Annotated in this window: 17 protein-coding genes; 6 read left to right on the forward strand and 11 right to left on the reverse strand. The window is 64.0% G+C overall.

Annotation, left to right across the window (positions count from 1 at the left end):
- Positions 1 to 182: 182 nt before the first annotated feature.
- The 4 genes from ACU8YE_RS05355 to ACU8YE_RS05370 all read left to right on the forward strand — a co-directional run bounded on the left by ACU8YE_RS05355 (position 183) and on the right by ACU8YE_RS05370 (position 3,631).
- Positions 183 to 1,223, forward strand: coding sequence for an Imm71 family immunity protein (locus ACU8YE_RS05355; protein ID WP_446928256.1), 1,041 nt, complete (start codon positions 183 to 185; stop codon positions 1,221 to 1,223).
- A 157-nt stretch (positions 1,224 to 1,380) separates the two neighbouring features.
- Positions 1,381 to 2,328, forward strand: a complete 948-nt coding sequence (locus ACU8YE_RS05360) for a hypothetical protein (RefSeq protein ID WP_446928257.1) — start codon at positions 1,381 to 1,383, stop codon at positions 2,326 to 2,328.
- A gap of 28 nt (positions 2,329 to 2,356) precedes the next feature.
- Positions 2,357 to 3,067: a hypothetical protein gene (locus tag ACU8YE_RS05365; protein ID WP_446928258.1), complete on the forward strand. Its 711-nt coding sequence runs from the start codon at positions 2,357 to 2,359 to the stop codon at positions 3,065 to 3,067.
- A gap of 51 nt (positions 3,068 to 3,118) precedes the next feature.
- Positions 3,119 to 3,631 (forward strand): hypothetical protein, encoded by a 513-nt coding sequence (locus ACU8YE_RS05370; protein WP_446928259.1) that lies wholly within the window; start codon positions 3,119 to 3,121, stop codon positions 3,629 to 3,631.
- A gap of 27 nt (positions 3,632 to 3,658) precedes the next feature.
- Here the strand turns inward: ACU8YE_RS05370 and ACU8YE_RS05375 are convergent, their stop codons facing one another.
- Positions 3,659 to 6,412: a DNA translocase FtsK 4TM domain-containing protein gene (locus ACU8YE_RS05375; RefSeq protein ID WP_446928260.1), complete on the reverse strand. Its 2,754-nt coding sequence runs from the start codon at positions 6,410 to 6,412 to the stop codon at positions 3,659 to 3,661.
- A 95-nt stretch (positions 6,413 to 6,507) separates the two neighbouring features.
- A complete protein-coding gene (locus tag ACU8YE_RS05380; RefSeq protein ID WP_322018294.1) occupies positions 6,508 to 7,293 on the reverse strand; it encodes an MHYT domain-containing protein in 786 nt (261 codons plus the stop codon).
- Positions 7,294 to 7,549: 256 nt separating this feature from the next.
- Between ACU8YE_RS05380 and ACU8YE_RS05385 the strand changes: the two genes are divergently transcribed.
- A complete protein-coding gene (locus ACU8YE_RS05385) occupies positions 7,550 to 8,131 on the forward strand; it encodes a hypothetical protein (RefSeq protein WP_446928261.1) in 582 nt (193 codons plus the stop codon).
- Between the two features lie 23 nt (positions 8,132 to 8,154).
- Here the strand turns inward: ACU8YE_RS05385 and ACU8YE_RS05390 are convergent, their stop codons facing one another.
- The 9 genes from ACU8YE_RS05390 to ACU8YE_RS05430 all read right to left on the reverse strand — a co-directional run bounded on the left by ACU8YE_RS05390 (position 8,155) and on the right by ACU8YE_RS05430 (position 19,564).
- Positions 8,155 to 9,456, reverse strand: a complete 1,302-nt coding sequence (locus tag ACU8YE_RS05390; protein ID WP_440476436.1) for an MFS transporter — start codon at positions 9,454 to 9,456, stop codon at positions 8,155 to 8,157.
- 54 nt (positions 9,457 to 9,510) lie between these two features.
- Positions 9,511 to 10,413 (reverse strand): SMP-30/gluconolactonase/LRE family protein, encoded by a 903-nt coding sequence (locus ACU8YE_RS05395; RefSeq protein WP_260804284.1) that lies wholly within the window; start codon positions 10,411 to 10,413, stop codon positions 9,511 to 9,513.
- 4 nt (positions 10,414 to 10,417) lie between these two features.
- The gene (locus ACU8YE_RS05400; RefSeq protein ID WP_232039385.1) at positions 10,418 to 11,263 is read right to left on the reverse strand and encodes an NAD-dependent epimerase/dehydratase family protein; all 846 of its coding nucleotides are present in this window, start codon (positions 11,261 to 11,263) and stop codon (positions 10,418 to 10,420) included.
- A gap of 1 nt (position 11,264) precedes the next feature.
- A complete protein-coding gene (gene garD / locus ACU8YE_RS05405) occupies positions 11,265 to 12,866 on the reverse strand; it encodes a galactarate dehydratase (protein WP_440838829.1) in 1,602 nt (533 codons plus the stop codon).
- Between the two features lie 35 nt (positions 12,867 to 12,901).
- Positions 12,902 to 14,311: an enolase C-terminal domain-like protein gene (locus ACU8YE_RS05410; RefSeq protein WP_446928262.1), complete on the reverse strand. Its 1,410-nt coding sequence runs from the start codon at positions 14,309 to 14,311 to the stop codon at positions 12,902 to 12,904.
- An 18-nt stretch (positions 14,312 to 14,329) separates the two neighbouring features.
- The gene (locus ACU8YE_RS05415) at positions 14,330 to 15,682 is read right to left on the reverse strand and encodes an MFS transporter (protein WP_313903718.1); all 1,353 of its coding nucleotides are present in this window, start codon (positions 15,680 to 15,682) and stop codon (positions 14,330 to 14,332) included.
- Between the two features lie 99 nt (positions 15,683 to 15,781).
- Positions 15,782 to 17,353, reverse strand: a complete 1,572-nt coding sequence (locus ACU8YE_RS05420) for an aldehyde dehydrogenase (NADP(+)) (RefSeq protein WP_232039382.1) — start codon at positions 17,351 to 17,353, stop codon at positions 15,782 to 15,784.
- A gap of 27 nt (positions 17,354 to 17,380) precedes the next feature.
- A complete protein-coding gene (kdgD, locus tag ACU8YE_RS05425; RefSeq protein ID WP_232039381.1) occupies positions 17,381 to 18,319 on the reverse strand; it encodes a 5-dehydro-4-deoxyglucarate dehydratase in 939 nt (312 codons plus the stop codon).
- A gap of 183 nt (positions 18,320 to 18,502) precedes the next feature.
- On the reverse strand, positions 18,503 to 19,564 hold the full coding sequence (locus ACU8YE_RS05430) for an SMP-30/gluconolactonase/LRE family protein (RefSeq protein WP_316871104.1): 1,062 nt from the start codon (positions 19,562 to 19,564) through the stop codon (positions 18,503 to 18,505).
- A gap of 118 nt (positions 19,565 to 19,682) precedes the next feature.
- On the opposite strand from ACU8YE_RS05430, the gene ACU8YE_RS05435 reads away from it, so the two are divergent.
- Entirely contained in the window at positions 19,683 to 20,579 is an 897-nt protein-coding gene (locus ACU8YE_RS05435) for a LysR substrate-binding domain-containing protein (RefSeq protein WP_260804290.1), read from the forward strand.
- Positions 20,580 to 20,591: the final 12 nt, after the last annotated feature.

A 20,591-nucleotide genomic window follows, 5' to 3' on the forward strand; every position in this document is an offset into this window, starting at 1 on the left:
AATGAAGTGCTGAGGAGATTTTTCCATGCTCTGGGTCCTCTACCTGGGCCTGCTCGTCTACGCCGGAGCGCAGGCCGCATCGCATGTCGCACCCAAACCACGGCTTTCTGACAGGGATTCAAAGACAACCACGAAGTCGTCGTTACCTCATGAGCACGAGTCAAGCCACACAAGGCGGCGTCATGCTGCCGACCGAGCACGAACGCAAGCAGATTTTTTTCTGGCTGAAGCAGATTAGTTCGTATACCGCATGGAACCGTATCTTCGGCTTCTATCAGGCTTGGGCTCGAGCGACCGAAGAGTGCGCCCGCCAAACCACAGAATCGGGAGGGCCTGCTGCAGATTACGGACTTATCCTCAACGGGTTGGCGCATTGCGAGGAGGCCGTACTTCGTCTCAAGAAAGGTGACAAACGCATCTTCAAGTTTGATGCAAATGGCGAACTGGCTATGGCCGACCGCCTACCCACCTATTGGGAGAAGATGCTCTTCCGCATGGAGGATGGGGAAACACTGCAACGCGATGAAAGTAACACGCCTGGCTGGACGCAGTTTCATCAAGCACTGGTGGATCTGTCCGATGCCTGGGGCGAGTGCTCTCCCGACATTCTCGAAAGCCAATGGCTAAATGAGCCTGCCCACACGATCTACGGCGATTGGTTCCGGGAAAACCTGCCTAAGATGCATTTCCCCTCTGCCCTACCTGACGTACCTACCCCTAGAGATGAGGTACTTATTCCTACTGGCAAGACAATTCCCTACTCGGGCATATGGGAACCGGTGGATGCGCCAAAGCCCCCACTGTTCAGTCTGTTCCGCAACAATGAGAAACCCACGGGGCCATTTCCTATCATTGGTTGCATGAACTATTTGCATGGCGGGTCGCCTGCGCCAATAGCGAAACAGGAAACTGCAGATGACAGCCTGCGGGTAAGTGTTACTTGGCGCCTGCTCTGGCGCGATACACGCTACGAGGACGGGACCGTCCCCGCCGAAGAAGCGGGCTACGTTTTCCTCAAACCCGATCCAGCAGAGAAGGAAACGCTATCTGTAGCATCTGACGCTTTCGATCCGCTCATCTGGGCTGAGAGCGGGCAGCCGGCCCCCCAAACGGGCCGCTGGCTGGCCGAACATGACCTACAAGCCAGCATCACACTCCAAGCCGGAGAAATCTTGCCGATGCATCAGGGAAGAAAATCTCGTTGGACGCTCGCGCGGGCGTAACCGGGCGGCAAACGCCTTATCGCCTGAAAGCGGCAACGCGCTTGTTCGCTCGTCGCCCCCCCCTTTGGCAATCACCTGCCGCGCGCTGGCACGCAGGTGCTGCTGACTTTCATCGACGGCGACATCGACCGCCCCATCACCCGATGCGAAGTTTCAAATGAGCACGCCGCTTTATCCGCAGGAAATCTATCTGCTCGAACGCTACACCTCTGTCGAGTACTTCGGCGCGATGCGCGATGCGTGGCACGCGGCGGTCAACCATGTGGAGGACTGCCTTGCCCAGTTCATGACCAAGCTGCCGCCGGACTATCGCAGCCGGCCGCAACCTCTACAACCCGACATCGGCTGGGGACAGCGTGCACTTCCGAACTTCCGCCAAACGGCACTCATGCTGGACGACAGCGTCATCCGATTGACCCGTCAAGACTATGACGCATTGCTAGCGGCAGACGCGGTAACCGGCGATGTGCGCGGACAACGGGATTTCTCCGTGGACTGGTTTGATGAGGTACAGCCGGATGCAGCATCGCGGTATGAAGAACTTCTGTATCAGGCTAACCAATACGCGCTCAATATTAGCCACACGATCCATATCGGCTGGAATGCGACGAATTTGTCCACGGGTTACAACGCGACTGCCAGAGGTCCGTTGGATGCGCCAACCGTTTGGCCGCGCTACGAATTGGATCCAACGTTGCAGGTCAGCACAGGCAAGACGATCGTTGAATCAGGCATCTATCTACCCGACTTGGATGAATCCAGCGCTCAGTTTCTGTGCGCCGGAGACGAAGCCCCGACGGCCCTAGTCGGTTACGACGGCCAACAAAACACGTCCGAAGCGCCAGCGCTTTGGACCCGCATCCGCCGCGTGCCAGGCGCTACTGCCTCAGATGGACTGCTTGATCTCCTTCCGCAAAATCGCCAGAGGCCGGTGGGACGCGCACCCGGGGGGGATACCTGCCCACGCAGCGGCTGGTGGTTCACGCCTGCAGCGGCCAATTCGCGCCGGCACTTCAACCAAGGCGAGGTCATGCCGATCATCGCGTCTGTCTATGGCAGCACCATCTGGCAGTGGGATACGGATCAGGGTGTGCCAAGACTCTAGTGCTACTGCACAGTTTCAGGAACAAACTATGGGCCTACTGAAAAAACTATTCGGCAGAAACGCCAACGACCGCGTCGCCAACCCGCCCCCATCGCCGAAAGACGACGACCCCTCGCCCGACATCGCCCCCGAACTCGCCCCTGCCCTGGAGGCCTACCAGCAAGGCCGGCACGAAGCTGCCATCGCCGCCGCGGCACCCTACGCGAATCGCCACGCCGACGCCAACCGCCTATGCGCGCTCGCCTATTCAGATATGCGCCGCTATCCCGAGGCCTTCCCTTACTGGCTTGCGTTGTTCGAACAGGAGCCCAGCGCACATAACGCGCTGCAGCTGGCGACGACCTCCGTCATGTGCGGCGAATTGAAGCGCGGCGACGCCTGGCTGATGAAGTTCGACGAGGTCAATGAGCAGACGCACGAGATGTCCAGCGTCGCGGCCCGCACGCAGTTCATCTCGTCGCTCACGCAGAGCGGGCACATGGCCGAAGCATTGCCGTATCTGGATTGGTTGCGCGATGTCTACGCACACGTCCGCATTACGGATTCGCATTTCCTGTACATGCGCGGCATCCCGTTCTTCCCGAGCTTCCTTGAAAACAGCTTGCCCATTCTCAAGGCGAATCTGCCCAGCGAGGCTATTGTTCAATGGTATGGCGTGCTGTCGGGGCAGTTGGATGAGGAAGGCGAGGCGCAGCTTAAACAGTGGGTGCAATCGTTGAGTGCCACCGCCGAGAGTTGAGGTTTTTCCCGGCAGTTGATGCACAGCCAACACAAGAGTGAATCAGACGGAATGCAGTTGATACCGGCCGCGCGAAGCGCACGCATGCACAGATGTATCTCGCAACGATGGGCAATACTCTGCGTGGCGGCGACTATTTTTGGCTGCACTCGAACCGAGCTGCCGGTCAACACCAACGCCGCCGAGCTTCGGCAATACGTTCGTCTGAGCACACCACCTACCGCGTCGCGGTTCGAGCTTGCCACGCTGCCGGAGAACAACACCGGCATTGGCGTACCCGGCCCCACTGACTATGTGGCGTTGGTTGCCGCGATCAAGTTGCCACGCTCAGGTGCCTCGCTGATAGAAAGCCAACCCCGCTCTTCTGAATCGACTCCCGTTCCCGAAGCGTTCCTGCGCGCATGGCTGTCGGCTCCGGAGAAAGACGCGTTGCGACGCGTCTCCACTCAGGCCAGCGTGGCGTACAACATCAGCGCGCTCGTGACTGGTCCGGCAAAGCGCGCGATCGCCATCCCGGTCAGCGCCGAAGATTGGGTTCTGTACCTGGAATATGTCGCACCTTAGTCGCAACCGCCGGTAGCCACGCAGCTGTCACTCCCCACCTCCCGGCGCCAGCACCTCACGCTGCCCATTCCGCCCCATCGGCGACACCAGCCCGGCCGCCTCCATCTGTTCGATGAGCCGCGCGGCACGGTTGTAGCCGATACGCAGTTGCCGCTGCACGGAGGAAATCGACGCGCGACGCGTGTTGAGCACAAACGCCGCCGCCTCGTCGTAGAGCGGATCGGCTTCTGCATCTGCGCTTTCGCCACCGAACAAATCACCGCTCGCAGCAGCTTCGGCCGGATCGCCGGCGAGGATGGCCTCGTCGTACTCGGGCTCGCCAAACTGTTTCCAGTGTTCGACCACGCGGTGCACTTCTTCGTCGGCGACAAACGCGCCGTGCACGCGTTGCGGATACCCCGTGCCCGGCGGCAGGAACAGCATGTCACCCTGGCCGAGCAGCGATTCGGCGCCCATCTGGTCGAGAATCGTGCGCGAGTCGATCTTCGATGACACCTGGAACGCCACGCGCGTGGGAATGTTCGCCTTGATCAGGCCGGTGATGACGTCCACCGATGGCCGCTGCGTCGCCAGGATCAGGTGGATGCCCGCGGCACGGGCCTTCTGTGCGAGGCGCGCGATCAGTTCTTCGATCTTCTTGCCGGCCACCATCATCAGGTCGGCCAGTTCGTCGATGACGACCACGATCAGCGGCAGCGTCGAGAGCGGTTCGGGCGCATCAGGCGTCAGCGAGAACGGATTCGGGACCTTGCGCCCGGCCTGTTCTGCCGCGCGGATCTTCTGGTTGTAGCCGGCCAGGTTGCGCACGCCCAGCGCAGACATCAGGCGGTAGCGCTTTTCCATCTCGCCAACGCACCAGTTGAGCGCGTGTGCGGCCTGCTTCATGTCGGTCACGACCGGCGCGAGCAGATGCGGAATGCCCTCGTACACCGAGAGTTCCAGCATCTTCGGGTCGATCATGATCATGCGCACGTCGTCGGGCGTGGCCTTGTACAGCATCGACAGGATCATCGCGTTCACGGCCACCGACTTGCCCGAGCCGGTCGTGCCGGCCACGAGCAGGTGCGGGGCGCGTGCGAGATCTGTCACCACCGGATTGCCGGTGATGTCCTTGCCCATGGCCAGCACGAGGTGCGACGCATGCGACTGGAAATCCGCCGCGTTCACGACCTCCGACAAGCGGATCATTTCGCGGCGGGCATTGGGCAACTCCAGGCCCATGCACGTCTTGCCGGGAATGGTCTCGACCACGCGGATGGACGTCACGCCGAGTGCACGCGCCAGGTCCTTCATCAGCCCGACGACTTGCGCGCCGCGCACGCCAATCGCCGGATCGACCTCGAAACGCGTGATGACCGGCCCAGCCGAGGCACCCACGACCGTCACCGGCACCTTGAACTCCGCCAGACGTTGGGCGATCAGATTGCTGGTCTCCTCCAGGTGTTCAGCGGAGACCGCTTCAGTGCTGGAGGATGCGGCGGTCAGCAATGCGGCGCCCGGCAGGCGGTAATCGACAATGCGCTGTGCAACAGGAGCCGGCACAGGAGCATGAGCAGAAGCGGGCGCCGGTAAGGGTACTGCGGCGACTGCCGGTGCCGCACGTGACACCACCTCCCCCACCACCGCAGGCAACACGATGCGCGGCTTGGGCGTGAGCAATGCTGGTGCGGCTTCCGGCTGCGCGGCCGGCTCGATAGCCGGCGTGGTGGGCAGCGTTACCGCCTCGGGCAGTGCTTCGAGAATGGGGACGACTTCAGCTTCAACTAGCGGTTCGGCAACCTGCGGATCTGGCGTCGTCGTTACGGCGGGCGCCATCAGCCCGCGCAGTTCGGCCAGGAGCGCTTCCGCCTCCTGACGCACGGCGTCCAGGTCGACGATGTGGGCTTCTGCAACGGCGGCTTGCGCTTCCACCAACTCCGGCACCGCAGGCTCTGCCACCACAACGGGCTCGCTTGGCGGCGTGGTCTGCGTCACAGGTGCCGCGGATGCTGGTGCTGACACCCTCGTCTGCGTCTGCAGACCCAGTTGCGGTTGATGGAACGGGCTGCTGACGATGGTGGCACGCGGTTTGGGGCGTGCCGGAGGCGCCTGCGGCGGAGTGTGCACTGCGACGGGTGGCGCGGCCTTCGCGCTTGCGGGCGCCTCTGCGGGCGTGCCCTTCTTTGCATCGATCAGTGGCCAGATCTCGCCCGGCTGTGGCGGCGAGGGGCGCGTTCGCGGGGGTGGCTGCCACGCCGGCTGGCGCCGCGCAGAAACGGCTTCGATGCCGCGATGACGCACGGCCGGCTGCGTGTGGCCAGTATTACCGCTCCAACGCGCCTCCCCTGCCCCGCCAAGACCAAGCGCGGTCGGTTTCAAGCCATCGTCAACGGGTTCGTCGTGGCGGGTGTCTGGCTCGGCAGACGTCTCGGCATCAGCCGTGCGGCGGCGGTTGAACACTTGGCCCCACGATCGGCCGAACACCATGGGCGCGACCCAGATCAGCACGCCCAGCATCAGCAGGAACGCGCCCGTCCAGCCCAACATGTGCGAGAAGAGCGACGACACCGCGCGCCCGGCAGCACCGCCGGCCTTGTCCTGCGGGTCGGCGCCAGACGTCAGGGCTTCAAGCGCGGCGCTGGCGCTCAGCGCGACGAGCGTCACCAGCCAGAGCCGCACGGTGCCCCGGCCTTTCAGAAAATCCCGCTCCCCCGCCAGCGCGCGCGTTACATACCGCCAAACCAAGGGCAGCAGCCACACGGTGGAAATGCCAAACCAGCCAAGCACCATTTCAAACGCCATCTACAAATGCCAGGCCGCGATTGTAGCGGTGCGCGCCACCGCCATGAGAATCGCCCGACCGAAAAACACCGGGCCGGGCGTTCTCGTAACATGTTTCAGCGCAGCGTGCCCGATGCAGTGGCGCGTGCGCTGCTTGCGCTGCGCGAGGCTTCGATCAGCAGGATGATCATCAGGATGGTGCCGGCCAGCGCAAACACCGCATAACCGATGTTGCTGCCTTCAATGGCGAACAGCGACGGCGAGTAGCTCTGCCCCGTGCAGATCATCGTGCCGGCCGTCATGCCCGTGTAATGCATGCCGCAGACGGCCACCCCCATGATGAGCGCCGCGCCGAACTGCTGACCGCGTGTCTTGACGGTTGTTGCCAGCCACAGCGCGACCATCGACACCAGCACTGCAATCAAGGCCGAGACTCCCATGATGGAGATGTCCCAGTCGAAATTGCTGTTGGTGTGCACGGCGGCCATGCCGGTGTAGTGCATCACCGCCACGCCCAGGCCGGTCAGCACGCCACCCTCAGCGACATTTCGCATGCGGTTGCCCTTTGTGCGCGATGCAATGACGAGGCCGCCAGCGGCAAACACCATCACCACCACGAGCGACGCCAGGGTCATGAAGAGATCGAACTCGATCCGGACCGGTGTCCGGTAGGCCGCCATGCCGATGAAATGCATCGACCAGACGGCACCGCCGCCGAGGGCTACGCTGGCGCACACGAGCCTGTCCATGTCGATGGCACCGTTCTTGTTGCGCACGCGCCTGGACCATCGCAAGCCCACATACGCCCCCGCCACCGAGATCAGATACGACAGCCCCACCAGCAGCCAGTCGTACGCATAGGGCACGACCGCGCCCGGCACCGCAGAAAAGCCGTTGAACATGACACACCCTCCCGTTGGGATACCAAAAGACCGCCGGATTGCCGGGCGGTATCGGCCGACTGCCCCCCGATTTCTGGGCAGCCACGTTTTCGTTATCGTGTGGCTGGAAAATTGGCCTCGATTCGGGCCTTGGTGGGCAAGTATGGCGACGAGTGATTGCCCGGCCAATTACCTGATCTAGGTAACTTTGGGTCCACTTTGGGCCCAGCCCCCCCGCTTGCTTGCGCTATGGGAAATGCGTTTCTCAGGAGGCCCCATGTCGCTCATCGTCGCTGCCCGTTTCGACACGTTTGAACGCGCCGAAGGCGCCGCGCGTGCGCTGTTCGCCCAGCGCTTTTCCGAGGACGATGTGAACGTCTTCTTCGTCAACCCATCCGGCCAGCACGCGGCGTTTCCCATTGGCGGCGACCGCAACGCCGACCCGGGTGCTGCGCGTGCCCATGCAGGCGCGGGCAAAGGAATGGCGATTGGCGCCACCATTGGCGCCGTCGCAGGGGTGGCGGTGCTGCTTGCGCTGCACGTGGCCGTGCTTTTCTCGGTGGTGGCGGCCGGGGTGGGCGCCTATATCGGCTCGCTGGCGGGTGCGATGTTCGCAACACGCGACGAGCCCAATCCTGCGCAGCCACCCGACGCCACATTGCGCACACGCCATTCCGGCGTGCTGCTTGCAGTGCGCGTGACACCCGACCGGGAAGCTGAAGCCGCGCGCATTCTGGCGAGCACCGGCGGGATGGATGTCGAAGAAGCCGCGGGCCGCTGGCGCAACGGGGAATGGGTCGACTTCGACCCACTCAGCCCGGCCAAGCTCAACCCGACGATTGCTCAGCGGGCCGCCTGACCGACGGCCTTTGCAGTTGCGGTTCAGGCAGCCGTGCTGGTTGCCGTGCCGCTCGGCTGCACCGGCACCGGACGCGCCTGGTTGTCGTTGAGCATGGTCCACACGAGGATGGCCGCCACGATGTCGAACACGGCCAGCGCCACGAACAGCGGGTTGTAGCCGATGGTCGTTGCCAGCGTGCCGACAGCCAGCGAGAAGAGCATGCCGCCCATGTAGCCCGACATGCCCGCCAGCCCCACGGCCGTGCCGACTTCATGCTTGCCGAACATGTCGGACGTGAGCGTGTAGAGCGCGCCAGAGAGCGTCTGGTGCGCAAAGCCGCCCACGCAGAACAGCGCAATCGCCGTGTAGGGGCTCGTCGCCAGACCAATGCAAGCCGGGCCGATCATGCACAGACAGCCCGTCACCATCACCAGCTTGCGCGACGTCACAAGCGATACCGAGAACCGCTTCTGGAACCATGGCGCCAGATAGCCGCCCAGCACGCAGCCCACGTCCGCCGCCAGGAATGGCAGCCACGCAAACAGGGCAATTTCCTTCAGGTTCATATGGCGCTCGGTGGCCATATAAAGCGGAATCCAATAATTGAACGTCTGCCACGCCGGCTCTGACAGAAAGCGCGGAATGGCGATACCCCAGAACCGTCGCCCGCTGACGATCTTGCCCCATGAGGGCTTGGGCACGTTGGCGGTGTCATCCGGCGTTTCCTGGCCTGCGCGGATGTAGTCACGCTCTTCATCCGACAGGCGATGGTGCTTGGCGGGCACGCGATACAACAGGAACCACAGCACGCTCCACACCAGCCCGATCCCACCGATCACGGCAAAGGCAAAACGCCAGTTGCCGTGCAAAATGCACCAGACCACCAGCGGAGGCGCCACAACCGCGCCCACGGACGAGCCGATGTTGAACCAGCCGGTTGCAATCGACCGCTCCTTGGCCGGGAACCACTCTGCCGTTGCCCGCAGCGCCGACGGGAAACCCGCCGCTTCCGTCATCCCCAGCATCGCCCGGAACGCGGCCAGCGACAGCCAGCTTCCCGCCGTACTGTGCAGCAGGCAGACCACCGACCACGCCGCTGCAAACAGCGCAAAACCCAGCTTGGTGCCCAGCACGTCAAGCACGTAGCCCGCCACCGGCTGCATCACCATGTAGGCCGCCTGGAATGCAGCGACGATATAGCCGTACTGCTGCGTGCTGATGTTCAGCACCTTGTTCACTTCGGGCGCCGCCACGGCCAGCGCATTGCGGGCCAGGTAGTTCATGATCAGTCCGCTGAGTACCAGGACGATGATCCACCAGCGCAAGCCTTTGATGGGTTTCATGTGTTGTCTCCTAAGAGCCCCGGTTTGTTCTTATGTGCGGGGCGTATTGCAGGTTCAGAGGTGCAAGACGGGTTCGGGCAATCCGGTCACGCCCGGGCGCACTGCAAACGTGGCGCCCGAGAGCGGGTCGTCGCCGATCAGGATCGACGTCACGAACAAAGTATCCAGCCCAGGCCCGCCGAACGCGCACATGGCAGGTTTGGACGTGGGAATGGCAATGCTGCGATCGAGACGACCGTCCGGCGTGAAACGATGCACAAACCCCGCATCGTTGCCGCAGATCCAGTAGCAACCGTCGGCGTCAACCGCGGCGCCGTCGGGGCGGCCCGGGTACGCATTCATGTCGATGAAGACGCGGCGGTTGTGCGGCGTGCCGCTGTCGATGTCGTAGTCGAAGGCCCAGATGGTCTGCCGGCTTGCGTGCGAATCCGACAGGTACATCGTCTTGCCATCGGGACTGAAGGCCAGGCCGTTCGGCACGATCAGATCGTCAATGACGGCATCGACACGCCCTGCGCGAGCGGCCTCCGCGTCAAAGCGATACAGCTTGCCGAGCGGCAAACCCAGCGAGGTGTCGAACACCATCGTGCCGGCCCATAAACGGCCCTGGCGGTCGCAGCGGCCGTCGTTGAAGCGCATGTCGGGACGCGAGTGCGCCACCGTGGCGAGACGCTGCAGCGGGCCAAGCTCGGCGCCGGCGCGGGGCTGTAGCGCGAGAAAAATGCCCGTCTCCATGGCCATCGCCCAACCGTTGGACGTCATGGCAATACAGCCGGCCATCTCGGGCAGCGCCCAGCTGTTGGTCTGGCCGGAGAAGAAGTTCCAGCGCCACAGCCTGCGGCCCGGAATATCCGTCCAGTACAGCGCCTGCTCGCCGGCGTGCCATATGGGGCTTTCGCCCACACCGCATTGCATGCTGCCAACGCGCTCGACTGTCGGCTCTACATTCACGTGCATTGCGTCAGTCTCCGAACGGGCCGGCTTTGACAAACGCTCCGCCCTGGTACTGCGCAGCCGGGTCATCGGCGGGCAGCGGCGGTTGTGCTTCGACCTGGGCGCGGAAGATCTCGCTCGTCTCCGTAGGTGTGTAGCCAAGGTGCGCGGCGTGGCGGTTGTCCCACCAGCGGTCGCGGTTGTTCGACATGCCGTAGACCACGGTAAAGCCCACGCTCGGCACGAACAACGCGCGGCGGATGAGTTGCTCCAGATCGTCATAGCCGAGCCAGGTGACGAGCATGCGGCGGTCCTTCGCTTCGGCAAACGAAGAGCCGATGCGGATGGCCACCGTTTCGATGCCGTAGCGATCGAAATAGAAGCTGGCCAGCTGCTCGCCAAAGACCTTGCTCAGCCCGTAGTAGCCATCGGGCTTGGTGGGCGCGGTGCTGTCGATCACCTCGCCCTGCTTGTAGAAACCGATGGTGTGGTTCGAGCTGGCGAACACGATGCGGCGCACGCCATGGCGACGTGCGGCTTCGTACAGGTTGTAAGTGCCCGCGATATTGGCCGGCAGAATCTCTTCAAACGGCCTCTCGACCGACACGCCGCCCAGATGCACGATCGCATCCGTGCCGGCAACAAGCGCATCGACGGCCTTTGCATCAGCCAGGTCGCACGGTGCGAGCTCCTCGCCGGTGCGCGCTTCGCCGAGATTTGATATATCAGACAAGCGCAAAAAATCGGCGTACTTGGGCAGGCGCTCGCGCAGCACCTTGCCGAGGTTGCCGCCTGCGCCAGTGAGCAGCAGGCGGTGGCAACGCGTGGTCACCCCCGCGAGCGGGTCGGGTTGAACGTGTACTTCAGTGGTCATATCAGGTCACCGGGGCGGGATTGAACAGAGCCAGCGCATTATGCAGGCCCAGCTTGTCGGCGCAAACTTCCTTGCGTCCGCTCGCCACGTCAAGAATCAGGTGGAACAGCTCCCAGCCGATGTCGGCAATGGTCGCCTCGCCCGTGGCGATGCGGCCAGCGTCGAGATCGATCAGGTCATGCCAGCGCTCGGACAGCGCCTTGCGCGTCGATACCTTGATGACCGGCGCCATGGCCAGTCCATACGGCGTGCCGCGGCCGGTGGTGAACACCTGGAGGTTCATGCCGGAGGCCAGCTGCAACGTGCCGCACACGAAGTCACTCGCGGGAGTGGCCGCAAAGATCAGGCCCTTGCGACGCACCTTCTCGCCGGGGCCAAGCACGTCGACGATGGGCGTGCTGCCTGACTTGACGATCGAACCCAGCGCCTTTTCCACCACGTTCGACAGGCCGCCCTTCTTGTTGCCCGGCGACGGGTTGGCGCTGCGGTCGGTCTGACCGCCGCTCAGGTAGTTGTCGTACCAGGCCATCTCGCGCAGCAGCGCACGGCCGACGTCTTCATCGATGGCGCGCGGCGTGAGCAGGTGAATGGCGTCACGCACTTCGGTGACTTCCGAGAACATCACGGTGCCGCCTGCACGCACGATCAGGTCGGCCGCAAAGCCGACGGCGGGGTTGGCCGTCACCCCCGAGAACGCATCGCTGCCCCCGCACTGCACCCCGACCACGAGGTCGGATGCCGGGCAGGTTTCGCGCTGGCGCTTGTTCAGGTGTTCCAGGCGGCGCTCGGCCATCTCCATGATGGCGTCGGTCATGCCGATGAAGCCGTCGAAGGCTTCGTCCTGCAGGCGCAGTACGGGCGAATCCGCCGTGCCGGCAACTTCGATGGGAATGCGGCCGCCGGGTGCGAGCCTTTCCGGCACAAGGCGTTCGGGCACGAGCTTTTCGCAGCCCAGGCCGATCACCATGATCTCGCCGCCAAAGTTCGGGTTGAGTGCCAGGTTCTGTAGCGTACGAATCGGCACGATAGCGGCCGGCGCATTGATGGCGACGCCGCAGCCGTACACGTGGTTCAGCGCCACCACATCGTCAACGTTCGGGAAGCGCGGCAGCAGCTCGCGCTTGATGCGACCAACGACGTAGTCCGTCACGCCGGCCACGCACTGCACGCTCGTCATGATGCCGAGCACGTTTTTCGTGCCGACCGTGCCGTCTGCGTTGCGATAGCCCTCGAACGTGTAGCCCTCGAGTTTGGCGAGTTTGGGATCGGGGCGCGTGGCCAGTGGCAGCTCATCCAGCGCGGGAGCGGACGGCAGCTTCACAGCATGCTCGTTGACCCAGCTACCGCGCGGCAGCGGCTTCACGGCATGGCCGATCACCTCGTTGTAGCGGATGATCGCGTCGCCTTCGGCCAGGTCGACCAGCGCCACCTTGTGGCCCTGTGGAACGCCTTCCACAAGCACAGTGCCATCGGCCAGTGCCGTGCCGGCAGGCAAGCCGCGTGCGTTGACGACGATGGCGACGTTGTCGCTGTCGTGCACGCGGATCGTCAGCGCCTTTTCAGTTGCGTTGCCGGCCTCGGGGGCCAGCGTCGGTTCAGACATCACAGACTCCGTGATTGATACAAACGGGTTTTGCTTCAACGCCCCAGGCTCGGACGTTTCGGATCGTACGTCCAGCCCGGCACGAGGTATTGCATGGCCATGGCGTCGTCACGCGCGCCGGGGCCCAAAGTCTTGTACAGCGCATGGGCCGCCATGACGCGGTCCATGTCGATTTCGATACCGAGGCCCGGACGCTCCGGCACGGCCACATGGCCGCCGTGGATGCGCAGCGGCTCGCGCGTCAGGCGCTCTTCGGCTTCCTGCCAGATCCAGTGCGTGTCGATGGCCGTGATGTTGCCCGGCGCCGCTGCGGCCACATGCGTAAACATCGCCAGCGACACGTCGAAATGGTTGTTGGAGTGCGAGCCCCACGTCAGGCCCCACTCGTCGCACAACTGCGCAACACGCACGGAGCCTTGCATGGTCCAGAAATGCGGATCGGCCAGCGGAATATCGACCGCGTGCAGCTGGACGGCGTGGCCCATCTGGCGCCAATCGGTAGCAATCATGTTGGTGGCCGTCGGGATGCCGGTGGCGCGCTTGAATTCGGCCATCACCTCACGGCCCGAGTAGCCGGCTTCGGGGCCGCACGGGTCTTCGGCATAGGCCAGCAGATGCCCTTGGCCCTTGCACAGCGCAATCGCCTCGTTCAGCGACCATGCGCCATTCGGGTCCAGCGTGACACGGGCTTGCGGAAAGCGCGCCTTGATGGCGGCAATCGCTTCCATCTCTTCAGCGCCGCGCATCACGCCGCCCTTGAGCTTGAAATCGGCAAAGCCGTAGCGCTCGGTGGCGGCTTCGGCCAGGCGGGCGATGGCGGCGGGCGACATGGCGGCTTCGTGGCGCAGGCGTAGCCAGTCGTCGGCGCCGCTGGCGCCATCCAGGTACGGCAGATCGGTCTTGCGGCGATCGCCCACGTAGAACAGGTAGGCGAGCATCGGCGCGCTATCGCGCTGCTGACCGGCGCCTAGCAGCTCTGCCACCGGCACCTCCAGAAACTGGCCAAGCAGATCGAGCAGCGCGGCTTCCACCGCCGTGATGACGTTGTCCATGCGCAGGTTGATCTCGTGCGGCTGGCGCAGCACGGCGGCTTCCGAAGCGGAGGTCACCTGGTGCACCGTCGCCTGATGCGCGGCATTGCCGCCACCGGCCAGCGCCCGGCGAATGCTGTTCAGCACACCGTTGGTACGACCGATCGATTGACCAACCACCAGCGGAATCACGCGCTCCAGCGCCAGACGGATGCCCTCCCCGCCAGGCACCTCGCCCACGCCGGTACGCCCGGCGTTGTCCTTCAGGATGACGAGATTGCGCGTAAAGAACGGAGCATGCGCGCCGCACAGGTTCAGCAGCATGCTGTCGCGGCCTGCGACCGGGATCACCTGCATCTCCGTCACACGCGGAGTGTGCGTGCGTGCACTGGACTCGATCGATTGCAACGTCACTTGCAAGGCTCCTCTGGCTTACAGCGGCTTGAGTTCCACACGCTTGATCTCGCCCACCATGAACAGGTAGCAGACGATGGCAACCGCCGCGTGGATACCGACGTACACCAGCGCACCGTTGAACGAACCCGTGGTGTTGACGATGTAACCGATGGCGATGGGCGTGGTGATGCTCGACAGGTTGCCGAACGTGTTCATCAGCGCGCCCGACAAGCCGGCGATCTGCTTGGGCGCCGTATCCGAGTTCACGGCCCAGCCCAGTGCCCCGAGGCCCTTGCCGAAGAACGACAGCGCCATTACCGCCACCACGATGGCCTGCGCGTCGACGTAGTTGCAGATCACCATGGTCATGGAGAGCAGCATGCCCAGCACGATGGGCACCTTGCGCGCCACCGACAGTGAAGCACCACGGCGAAGCAGCGCGTCAGAGATGATTCCGCCCAGAATGCCGCCCAGGAAACCGCACACCGCGGGAATCGACGCGACGATGCCCGCCTTCAGGATCGACATCCCGCGCGCCTGCACCAGATACACCGGAAACCACGTGATGAAGAAGTACGTGAGCGCATTGATGCAGTACTGCGCGATGTACACACCCATCAGCATGCGGTTCTGCAGGAGCTGCTTCACGTAGCCGAGCTTCGGCCCCTCGGCCTTGGCCACGCCCGCGCGGTCCATGTTGACCAGGCCGCCCCCGGCTTCGATGTACTCGATTTCGGCGCGGTTGACGCCCGGGTGGTCCTTCGGTTCGTGCACGAATGCCTTCCACACGACCGCCATGACGATGCCGATCACGCCCATCACGATAAACACGTGATGCCAGCCGAACGCGTGCACCAGCCAGGCCATCAGCGGGGCAAACACCACCGTGGCGGCATATTGCGCAGAGTTGAAGATGGCCGCTGCGGTGCCGCGCTCATTGGCCGGAAACCAGGCTGCCACGATACGGCTATTCGCCGGGAAGGACGGCGCCTCTGCCGCCCCTACCAGGAAGCGCAGGCAGAACACCATGATGATGGCGGTGGCGCCGGTAAAGAAGCCGATCGCGCCCTGCGCCAGTGTGAACAGCGACCACAGCAGAATGCTGAACGTGTACACGCGCTTGGAACCGAAGCGGTCAAGCAGCCAGCCGCCCGGAATCTGGGCAATCACGTAGGCCCACCCGAACGCCGAGAAAATATAGCCAAGCGACACGGCATCGATGCCGAGTTCCTTCTGCATGGCCGAGCCGGCAATGGAGATGGTCGCCCGATCGGCGTAGTTGATGGTCGTCACGATGAACAGCATCGCGAGGATCACGAAACGCACGCGGCTCATGCGCTCAGCGCGCGGAACGGCCTGTGCTCCCACTGCAGGGGCTTTGATGTCCATCGTCTCCTCCTTAAGCCGGCACCCGTCGTGCCGGTCGGTTCAAGTTGCCGGGTCCTGTTCGGCCCGGCGTGTTGTTTTTGCTATTCGACTGTTACGGCTTCAGGCCCAGCTTCCATCCACCAAGCGGCGCAGCTTGAGCGGATTGGCGTCCTGCAGGGCCTCGGGCAGCAGTTCGGCCGGCAGGTCCTGGTAGCACACCGGGCGCAGGAAACGCTCGATGGCCGCCGTGCCGACCGAAGTCGTGCGTGCATCCGTGGTTGCCGGCCAGGGGCCGCCGTGCACCATGGCGTGGCACACCTCGACGCCGGTCGGCCAGCCGTTGGCCAGAATGCGGCCCGCCTTGCGTTCCAGAATCGGCAGCAACGAACGCGCGATGGCTGTGTCGCCGGCGTCCAGATGCAACGTGGCGGTCAACTGGCCTTCGAGCGATTCGGCCAGCGTGCGCAGCTCCTCTGCGTCGCGGCAACGCACGACCAGGCCGGTCGCGCCGAAGATCTCGTCGTGCAGCGCCGGCTGCGCCTGGAAGCTCTTCGCATCGGTGATGTAGAAGCCGGCTTGCCCGCGGTTGGGTTGGTCGCTTTCTTGCCCGCGTGCGACGCACCGCACGTTGGCCTCGGCGGCCAGCTTGTCGACACCGCGCGTGTAAGCGGTGTGGATGCCGGCCGTGAGCATCGGCTGCGCAGCCACGTCGCCCATGGCGGCAGCGGCGGCAGCTTCAAAGGCATCGAGTTCCGGCCCATCGATGGCGAGCAGCAGGCCCGGGTTCGTACAGAACTGGCCCGCGCCCATCGTGAGCGACGCCACGTATTGCTGGCCCAGCGCAGCGGCGCGCTTGGCCAGAGCATCGGGCAGCAGGAAGACTGGGTTGATGGCGCTCAGTTCGCCGTACACCGGAATCGGCTGCGGACGGGCCTGCGCAATGCGCAACAGCGCCTGGCCGCCGGCGCGCGAGCCCGTAAAGCCAACTGCCTGGATACGCGGATCTGCCACCAGTGCGCCAGCCGCATCGTTATCCGCCAGGATGAGCGAGAACACGCCCTCCGGCAGCCCGCACTGGGCAACCGCAGCCTGAATGGCGCGACCCACCAGTTCGGACGTACCCGGGTGCGCCGGATGCGCCTTCACGACCACCGGGCAACCCGCAGCCAGCGCCGACGCGGTATCACCACCCGCCACGGAGAACGCCAGCGGGAAGTTGCTCGCACCAAACACCGCCACCGGGCCCAGCGCAATGCGGCGCATGCGCAGGTCCGAGCGCGGCAGCGGCTTGCGCTCCGGCAGGGCCGAATCAAGGCGCGCGCCCACCGCATCGCCGGCACGCACCACGCTTGCGAACAGGCGCAGTTGGTTGCACGTGCGGCCACGCTCGCCTTCCAGGCGCGGACGCGGCAGTGCCGATTCGGCCATCGCGCGTTCGATCAGCGCATCGCCCAGCGCTTCGATCTGGCTGGCGATGGCTTCCAGGAAGGCGGCGCGGGTTTCCGGCGCGGTCTCGCGGTAAACGTCAAAAGCCGCGGCGGCCAGTTCAGCAGCACGCGCGGCATCGGCCTTGGAGGCCAGGGTGAATTCAGGTTCGAGCCATTCCCCGGTGGCGGGGTTCATGGCGCGAACCTTGCCGGCACCACCCGCGACGCGGGTGGCACCCAACAACAGTTCGCCGCTCAATTGCATTTCGATTCCTTGTGTTTTCGGTTGCGCTCAGGCCGCCAGCTTTTCGACTTCGGCAATGCGCGACACCAACGCAGACAGTTCTGCCGTCTCGGCATCGGTCAGGTCGGTCAAAGGGGCACGGACCGGACCTGCATCACGGCCAATGACCTTCATACCGGCCTTGACGATCGACACCGCATAGCCGCGCTTGCGATTGCGCAGCTGGATGTACGGCAGCACGAATTCGTTGAGCATCTTGTAGACCTTGGCATTGTCGAACGCTCGCACGGCGGCGTAGAACTCTAGCGCGAACTCCGGCACGAAGTTGAAGATGGCCGACGAATACGTCGACACACCCATCGTCAGGTACGGCAGAGCAAAGGTTTCAGCGGTCGGCAGGCCACCAACGTAGGTAAAGCGGTCGCCCAGGCGGGCGTAGATGCGGGTCATCAGTTCCAGGTCGCCCACGCCGTCCTTGAAACCAACCAGGTTCGGGCAACGGTCGGCCAGGCGTTCGAGGTGGTTTTCGTCCAGGATCTGGTTGGCGCGGTTGTAGACGATCACGCCCAGCTTCGTCGAGTTGCAGACCTGCTCCACGTGCGCTGCCACGCCATCGGCAGAGGCTTCGGTCAGGTACGGCGGCAGCAGCAGGATGCCGTCGGCGCCGGCCGCTTCAGCGGCCTTGCAGTATTCGATCGACTCGGCCGTGCCGCGGCCTGCCGGGGCGATCACCGGAATCTTGCCGCCGGTTTCCGCCACGGCAGCGCGCACCACGCGGTCGGTTTCAGCCGCGGTGAGCGAGAAGAATTCACCCGTGCCACCCGCGGCAAACAGGCCGGCGGCATCGTGGCTGAACAGCCAGTTCAGGTTGGCGCGATACGCTGCCTCGTCGAACGACAGGTCCGACGCCTTGAAGTGCGTGACCGGGAAGGACAGCAGGCCGGAGCCGATCTGTTGGGCGAATTCTTTGGGGCTGTATCGGGACATGTCTCGCTCGCGATGAATGCGTGTTGTTGATGAGCGAATTTTTGCACCCGCATCGATTCAAGTCCAAGCCAACTGCTGACTCGATTAATACAAAACTTGTATTGATACAGGGTCTTCCCTAGGTGAGCAATTCCCTTGCTGCGGCCGCACGTGACGGCACGGCCGCGTTTGGTCAGTGCCGCGTCACACCGCGCCCTCCGCCTCCACGTAAAGGGCATACAGGGAGTGGGAACTCGCCATGTACAGGCGGTTGTTCTTCGGGCCGCCGAAGGTCAGGTTGGGGCAGCGTTCCGGCAGGTGGATGAACCCGATCGGCTTGCCGTGCGCATTGAAGATTTTCACGCCGTCGTAGTCGGCGGAATTGACTCCCAGGCGCCCGTCCGAGCCCCAGCCGCACCAGAGGTTGCCATCCTTGTCGACGCGAAAGCCATCCAGCGCGCCCGCGCCGTTGGCGTCGATCAGCTTGGTCTTGTTGGACGCCGTGCCGTCGGGCGCAATGTCGTAGCTCCAGATGCTGCGCGACGGCGTGCCCTTCCACTCGACCACGTAGAGCTTCTTCTCGTCGGGCGAAAACGCCAGGCCGTTCGGGTTGACGAGGTCGGTGATGATTGCGCGGATGCTGCCGTTCGGATCGATCCGGTAGACGTTGGTGGTGGCCTGTTCCGGCTGCGCCTTGAAGCCCTCCCAGTTGCCGTTGATGCCGAACGTCGGGTCCGTGAACCAGATGCTGTCGTCGGACTTGACGACGATGTCGTTGGGCGCGTTCAGCCGCTTGCCCTGGTATTGATCGGCCAGCACGGTGATGCTGCCGTTGAATTCGGTGCGCGTGATGCGCCGCGTAACCGAGTGCTCGCACGTGACGAGGCGCCCTTGCCGGTCGCGCGTATTGCCGTTGGCGTAGTTCGACGGCTCACGGAACACGCTGAACGCACCGTTCGTCTCGTCGTATTTCATGATGCGGTTGTTCGGAATGTCGCTCACCAGCAGGTAACGTCCGGCGGGAAAGTAGACGGGCCCTTCGGCCCAGCGCATGCCCGTGGCAAGCTGCTCTACCGAGCTGCTGTAGAGCCGGTATTTCAGAAAGCTCGGGTCCAGCACTTCCACCGCAACGTCGGGGTAGCGCGCGTTCGGCTTGAAACCTTCGATCTTCTGCGCGCCGGCCAAGCCGCTGGCCGCTGCAAGGCCTGCGCCTGCCGCGTTCTTAAGAAACCTGCGACGGCCAACTTCCGCGCTTTTCATGGACATGCTTGTCTCCTGATGGTTGTTATTGGCCCTTCAAGCCGAAGGGGCGAGCCGATTCTTGCACCGGCGATCTTTCCCATCCAAGATAAGCACTGACTCAATCCATACAGGTTTTGAATCGATGTTTGAACTCAGCCAACTCCGCTGCTTTGTCGCCGTGGCCGAAGAACTGCATTTCGGGCGGGCGGCAGAACGCCTGCACATGACGCAGCCGCCGCTGTCGCGCCAGGTGCGCCTGCTCGAACACCAGGTCGGCACAGAGCTGCTGGAGCGCAACAGCCGCTCGGTCAAGCTGACGGCCGCGGGCCGCAGTTTTCTGCCCGATGCGTCGCGCATCCTGCGCCTGGCCGATGAAGCAGCGGCCACGGCGCGGCGCGTGGCCACAGGCGCTGCCGGGCAGTTGGCGATCGGCTTTACCGCGTCGGTCGGCTACGGGAAGTTGCCTTCGCTGGTGAGCGCCGTGCGGGCGGCTTCACCGGGCGTGCGATTGACGCTCAAGGAGATGGTGAGCGGTGCGCAACTCTCTGCGCTGGATGCGCGCGAAATCGACGTCGGCCTGCTGCGCCCGCCGGTGGAGCACGGCGAACTGATTGCCGTGCCGTGCTCGCAGGAAGCGCTCGTGATCGCCCTGCCGGAAGCGGTAGCCGACAGCTGGCCGCAACGCCCCAGCCTGCGCGATTGCGAGGGCCAACCGCTGCTCATGTATTCGCCATACGAGGCGCGCTATTTCCACCAGATGGTGAGCAGCCTGTTCGAGCGTGCCGAGGTGTTGCCCGACATCGTTGAATACGTCAGCCAGATCCACTCGATGCTGGCGCTGGTGCGTGCAGGCATTGGCGTGGCGCTCATCCCGGCGGCGGCGGCCATGCTGCACTTCGAGGGCGTCGTCTACCGCCCGGTGCGCACCACGCCGGCCAAGCCGGTCGAACTCTGGATGGCCTATCGGAAAGACAACGACAACCCGGTGTTCAACCTGCTCAAGACGGTGTTGCACAACTCGCTTGCCGAGGGGCGCTGAACTGGCGCGGCA

Source organism: Ralstonia sp. VS2407 (assembly GCF_052950655.1).

Excerpts from the sequence above, each read along its gene's own strand:
- ACU8YE_RS05420 (WP_232039382.1), bottom strand. The coding sequence starts at position 17,353 with ATGCAATTGAGCGGCGAACTGTTGTTGGGTGCCACCCGCGTCGCGGGT.
- ACU8YE_RS05385 (WP_446928261.1), top strand. The coding sequence starts at position 7,550 with ATGTCGCTCATCGTCGCTGCCCGTTTCGACACGTTTGAACGCGCCGAA.
- ACU8YE_RS05375 (WP_446928260.1), bottom strand. The coding sequence starts at position 6,412 with ATGGCGTTTGAAATGGTGCTTGGCTGGTTTGGCATTTCCACCGTGTGG.
- ACU8YE_RS05360 (WP_446928257.1), top strand. The coding sequence starts at position 1,381 with ATGAGCACGCCGCTTTATCCGCAGGAAATCTATCTGCTCGAACGCTAC.
- ACU8YE_RS05415 (WP_313903718.1), bottom strand. The coding sequence starts at position 15,682 with ATGGACATCAAAGCCCCTGCAGTGGGAGCACAGGCCGTTCCGCGCGCT.
- ACU8YE_RS05355 (WP_446928256.1), top strand. The coding sequence starts at position 183 with ATGCTGCCGACCGAGCACGAACGCAAGCAGATTTTTTTCTGGCTGAAG.
- ACU8YE_RS05395 (WP_260804284.1), bottom strand. The coding sequence starts at position 10,413 with ATGCACGTGAATGTAGAGCCGACAGTCGAGCGCGTTGGCAGCATGCAA.
- ACU8YE_RS05380 (WP_322018294.1), bottom strand. The coding sequence starts at position 7,293 with ATGTTCAACGGCTTTTCTGCGGTGCCGGGCGCGGTCGTGCCCTATGCG.
- ACU8YE_RS05370 (WP_446928259.1), top strand. The coding sequence starts at position 3,119 with ATGCAGTTGATACCGGCCGCGCGAAGCGCACGCATGCACAGATGTATC.
- ACU8YE_RS05430 (WP_316871104.1), bottom strand. The coding sequence starts at position 19,564 with ATGTCCATGAAAAGCGCGGAAGTTGGCCGTCGCAGGTTTCTTAAGAAC.
- kdgD (WP_232039381.1), bottom strand. The coding sequence starts at position 18,319 with ATGTCCCGATACAGCCCCAAAGAATTCGCCCAACAGATCGGCTCCGGC.
- garD (WP_440838829.1), bottom strand. The coding sequence starts at position 12,866 with ATGTCTGAACCGACGCTGGCCCCCGAGGCCGGCAACGCAACTGAAAAG.
- ACU8YE_RS05365 (WP_446928258.1), top strand. The coding sequence starts at position 2,357 with ATGGGCCTACTGAAAAAACTATTCGGCAGAAACGCCAACGACCGCGTC.
- ACU8YE_RS05390 (WP_440476436.1), bottom strand. The coding sequence starts at position 9,456 with ATGAAACCCATCAAAGGCTTGCGCTGGTGGATCATCGTCCTGGTACTC.
- ACU8YE_RS05435 (WP_260804290.1), top strand. The coding sequence starts at position 19,683 with ATGTTTGAACTCAGCCAACTCCGCTGCTTTGTCGCCGTGGCCGAAGAA.
- ACU8YE_RS05400 (WP_232039385.1), bottom strand. The coding sequence starts at position 11,263 with ATGACCACTGAAGTACACGTTCAACCCGACCCGCTCGCGGGGGTGACC.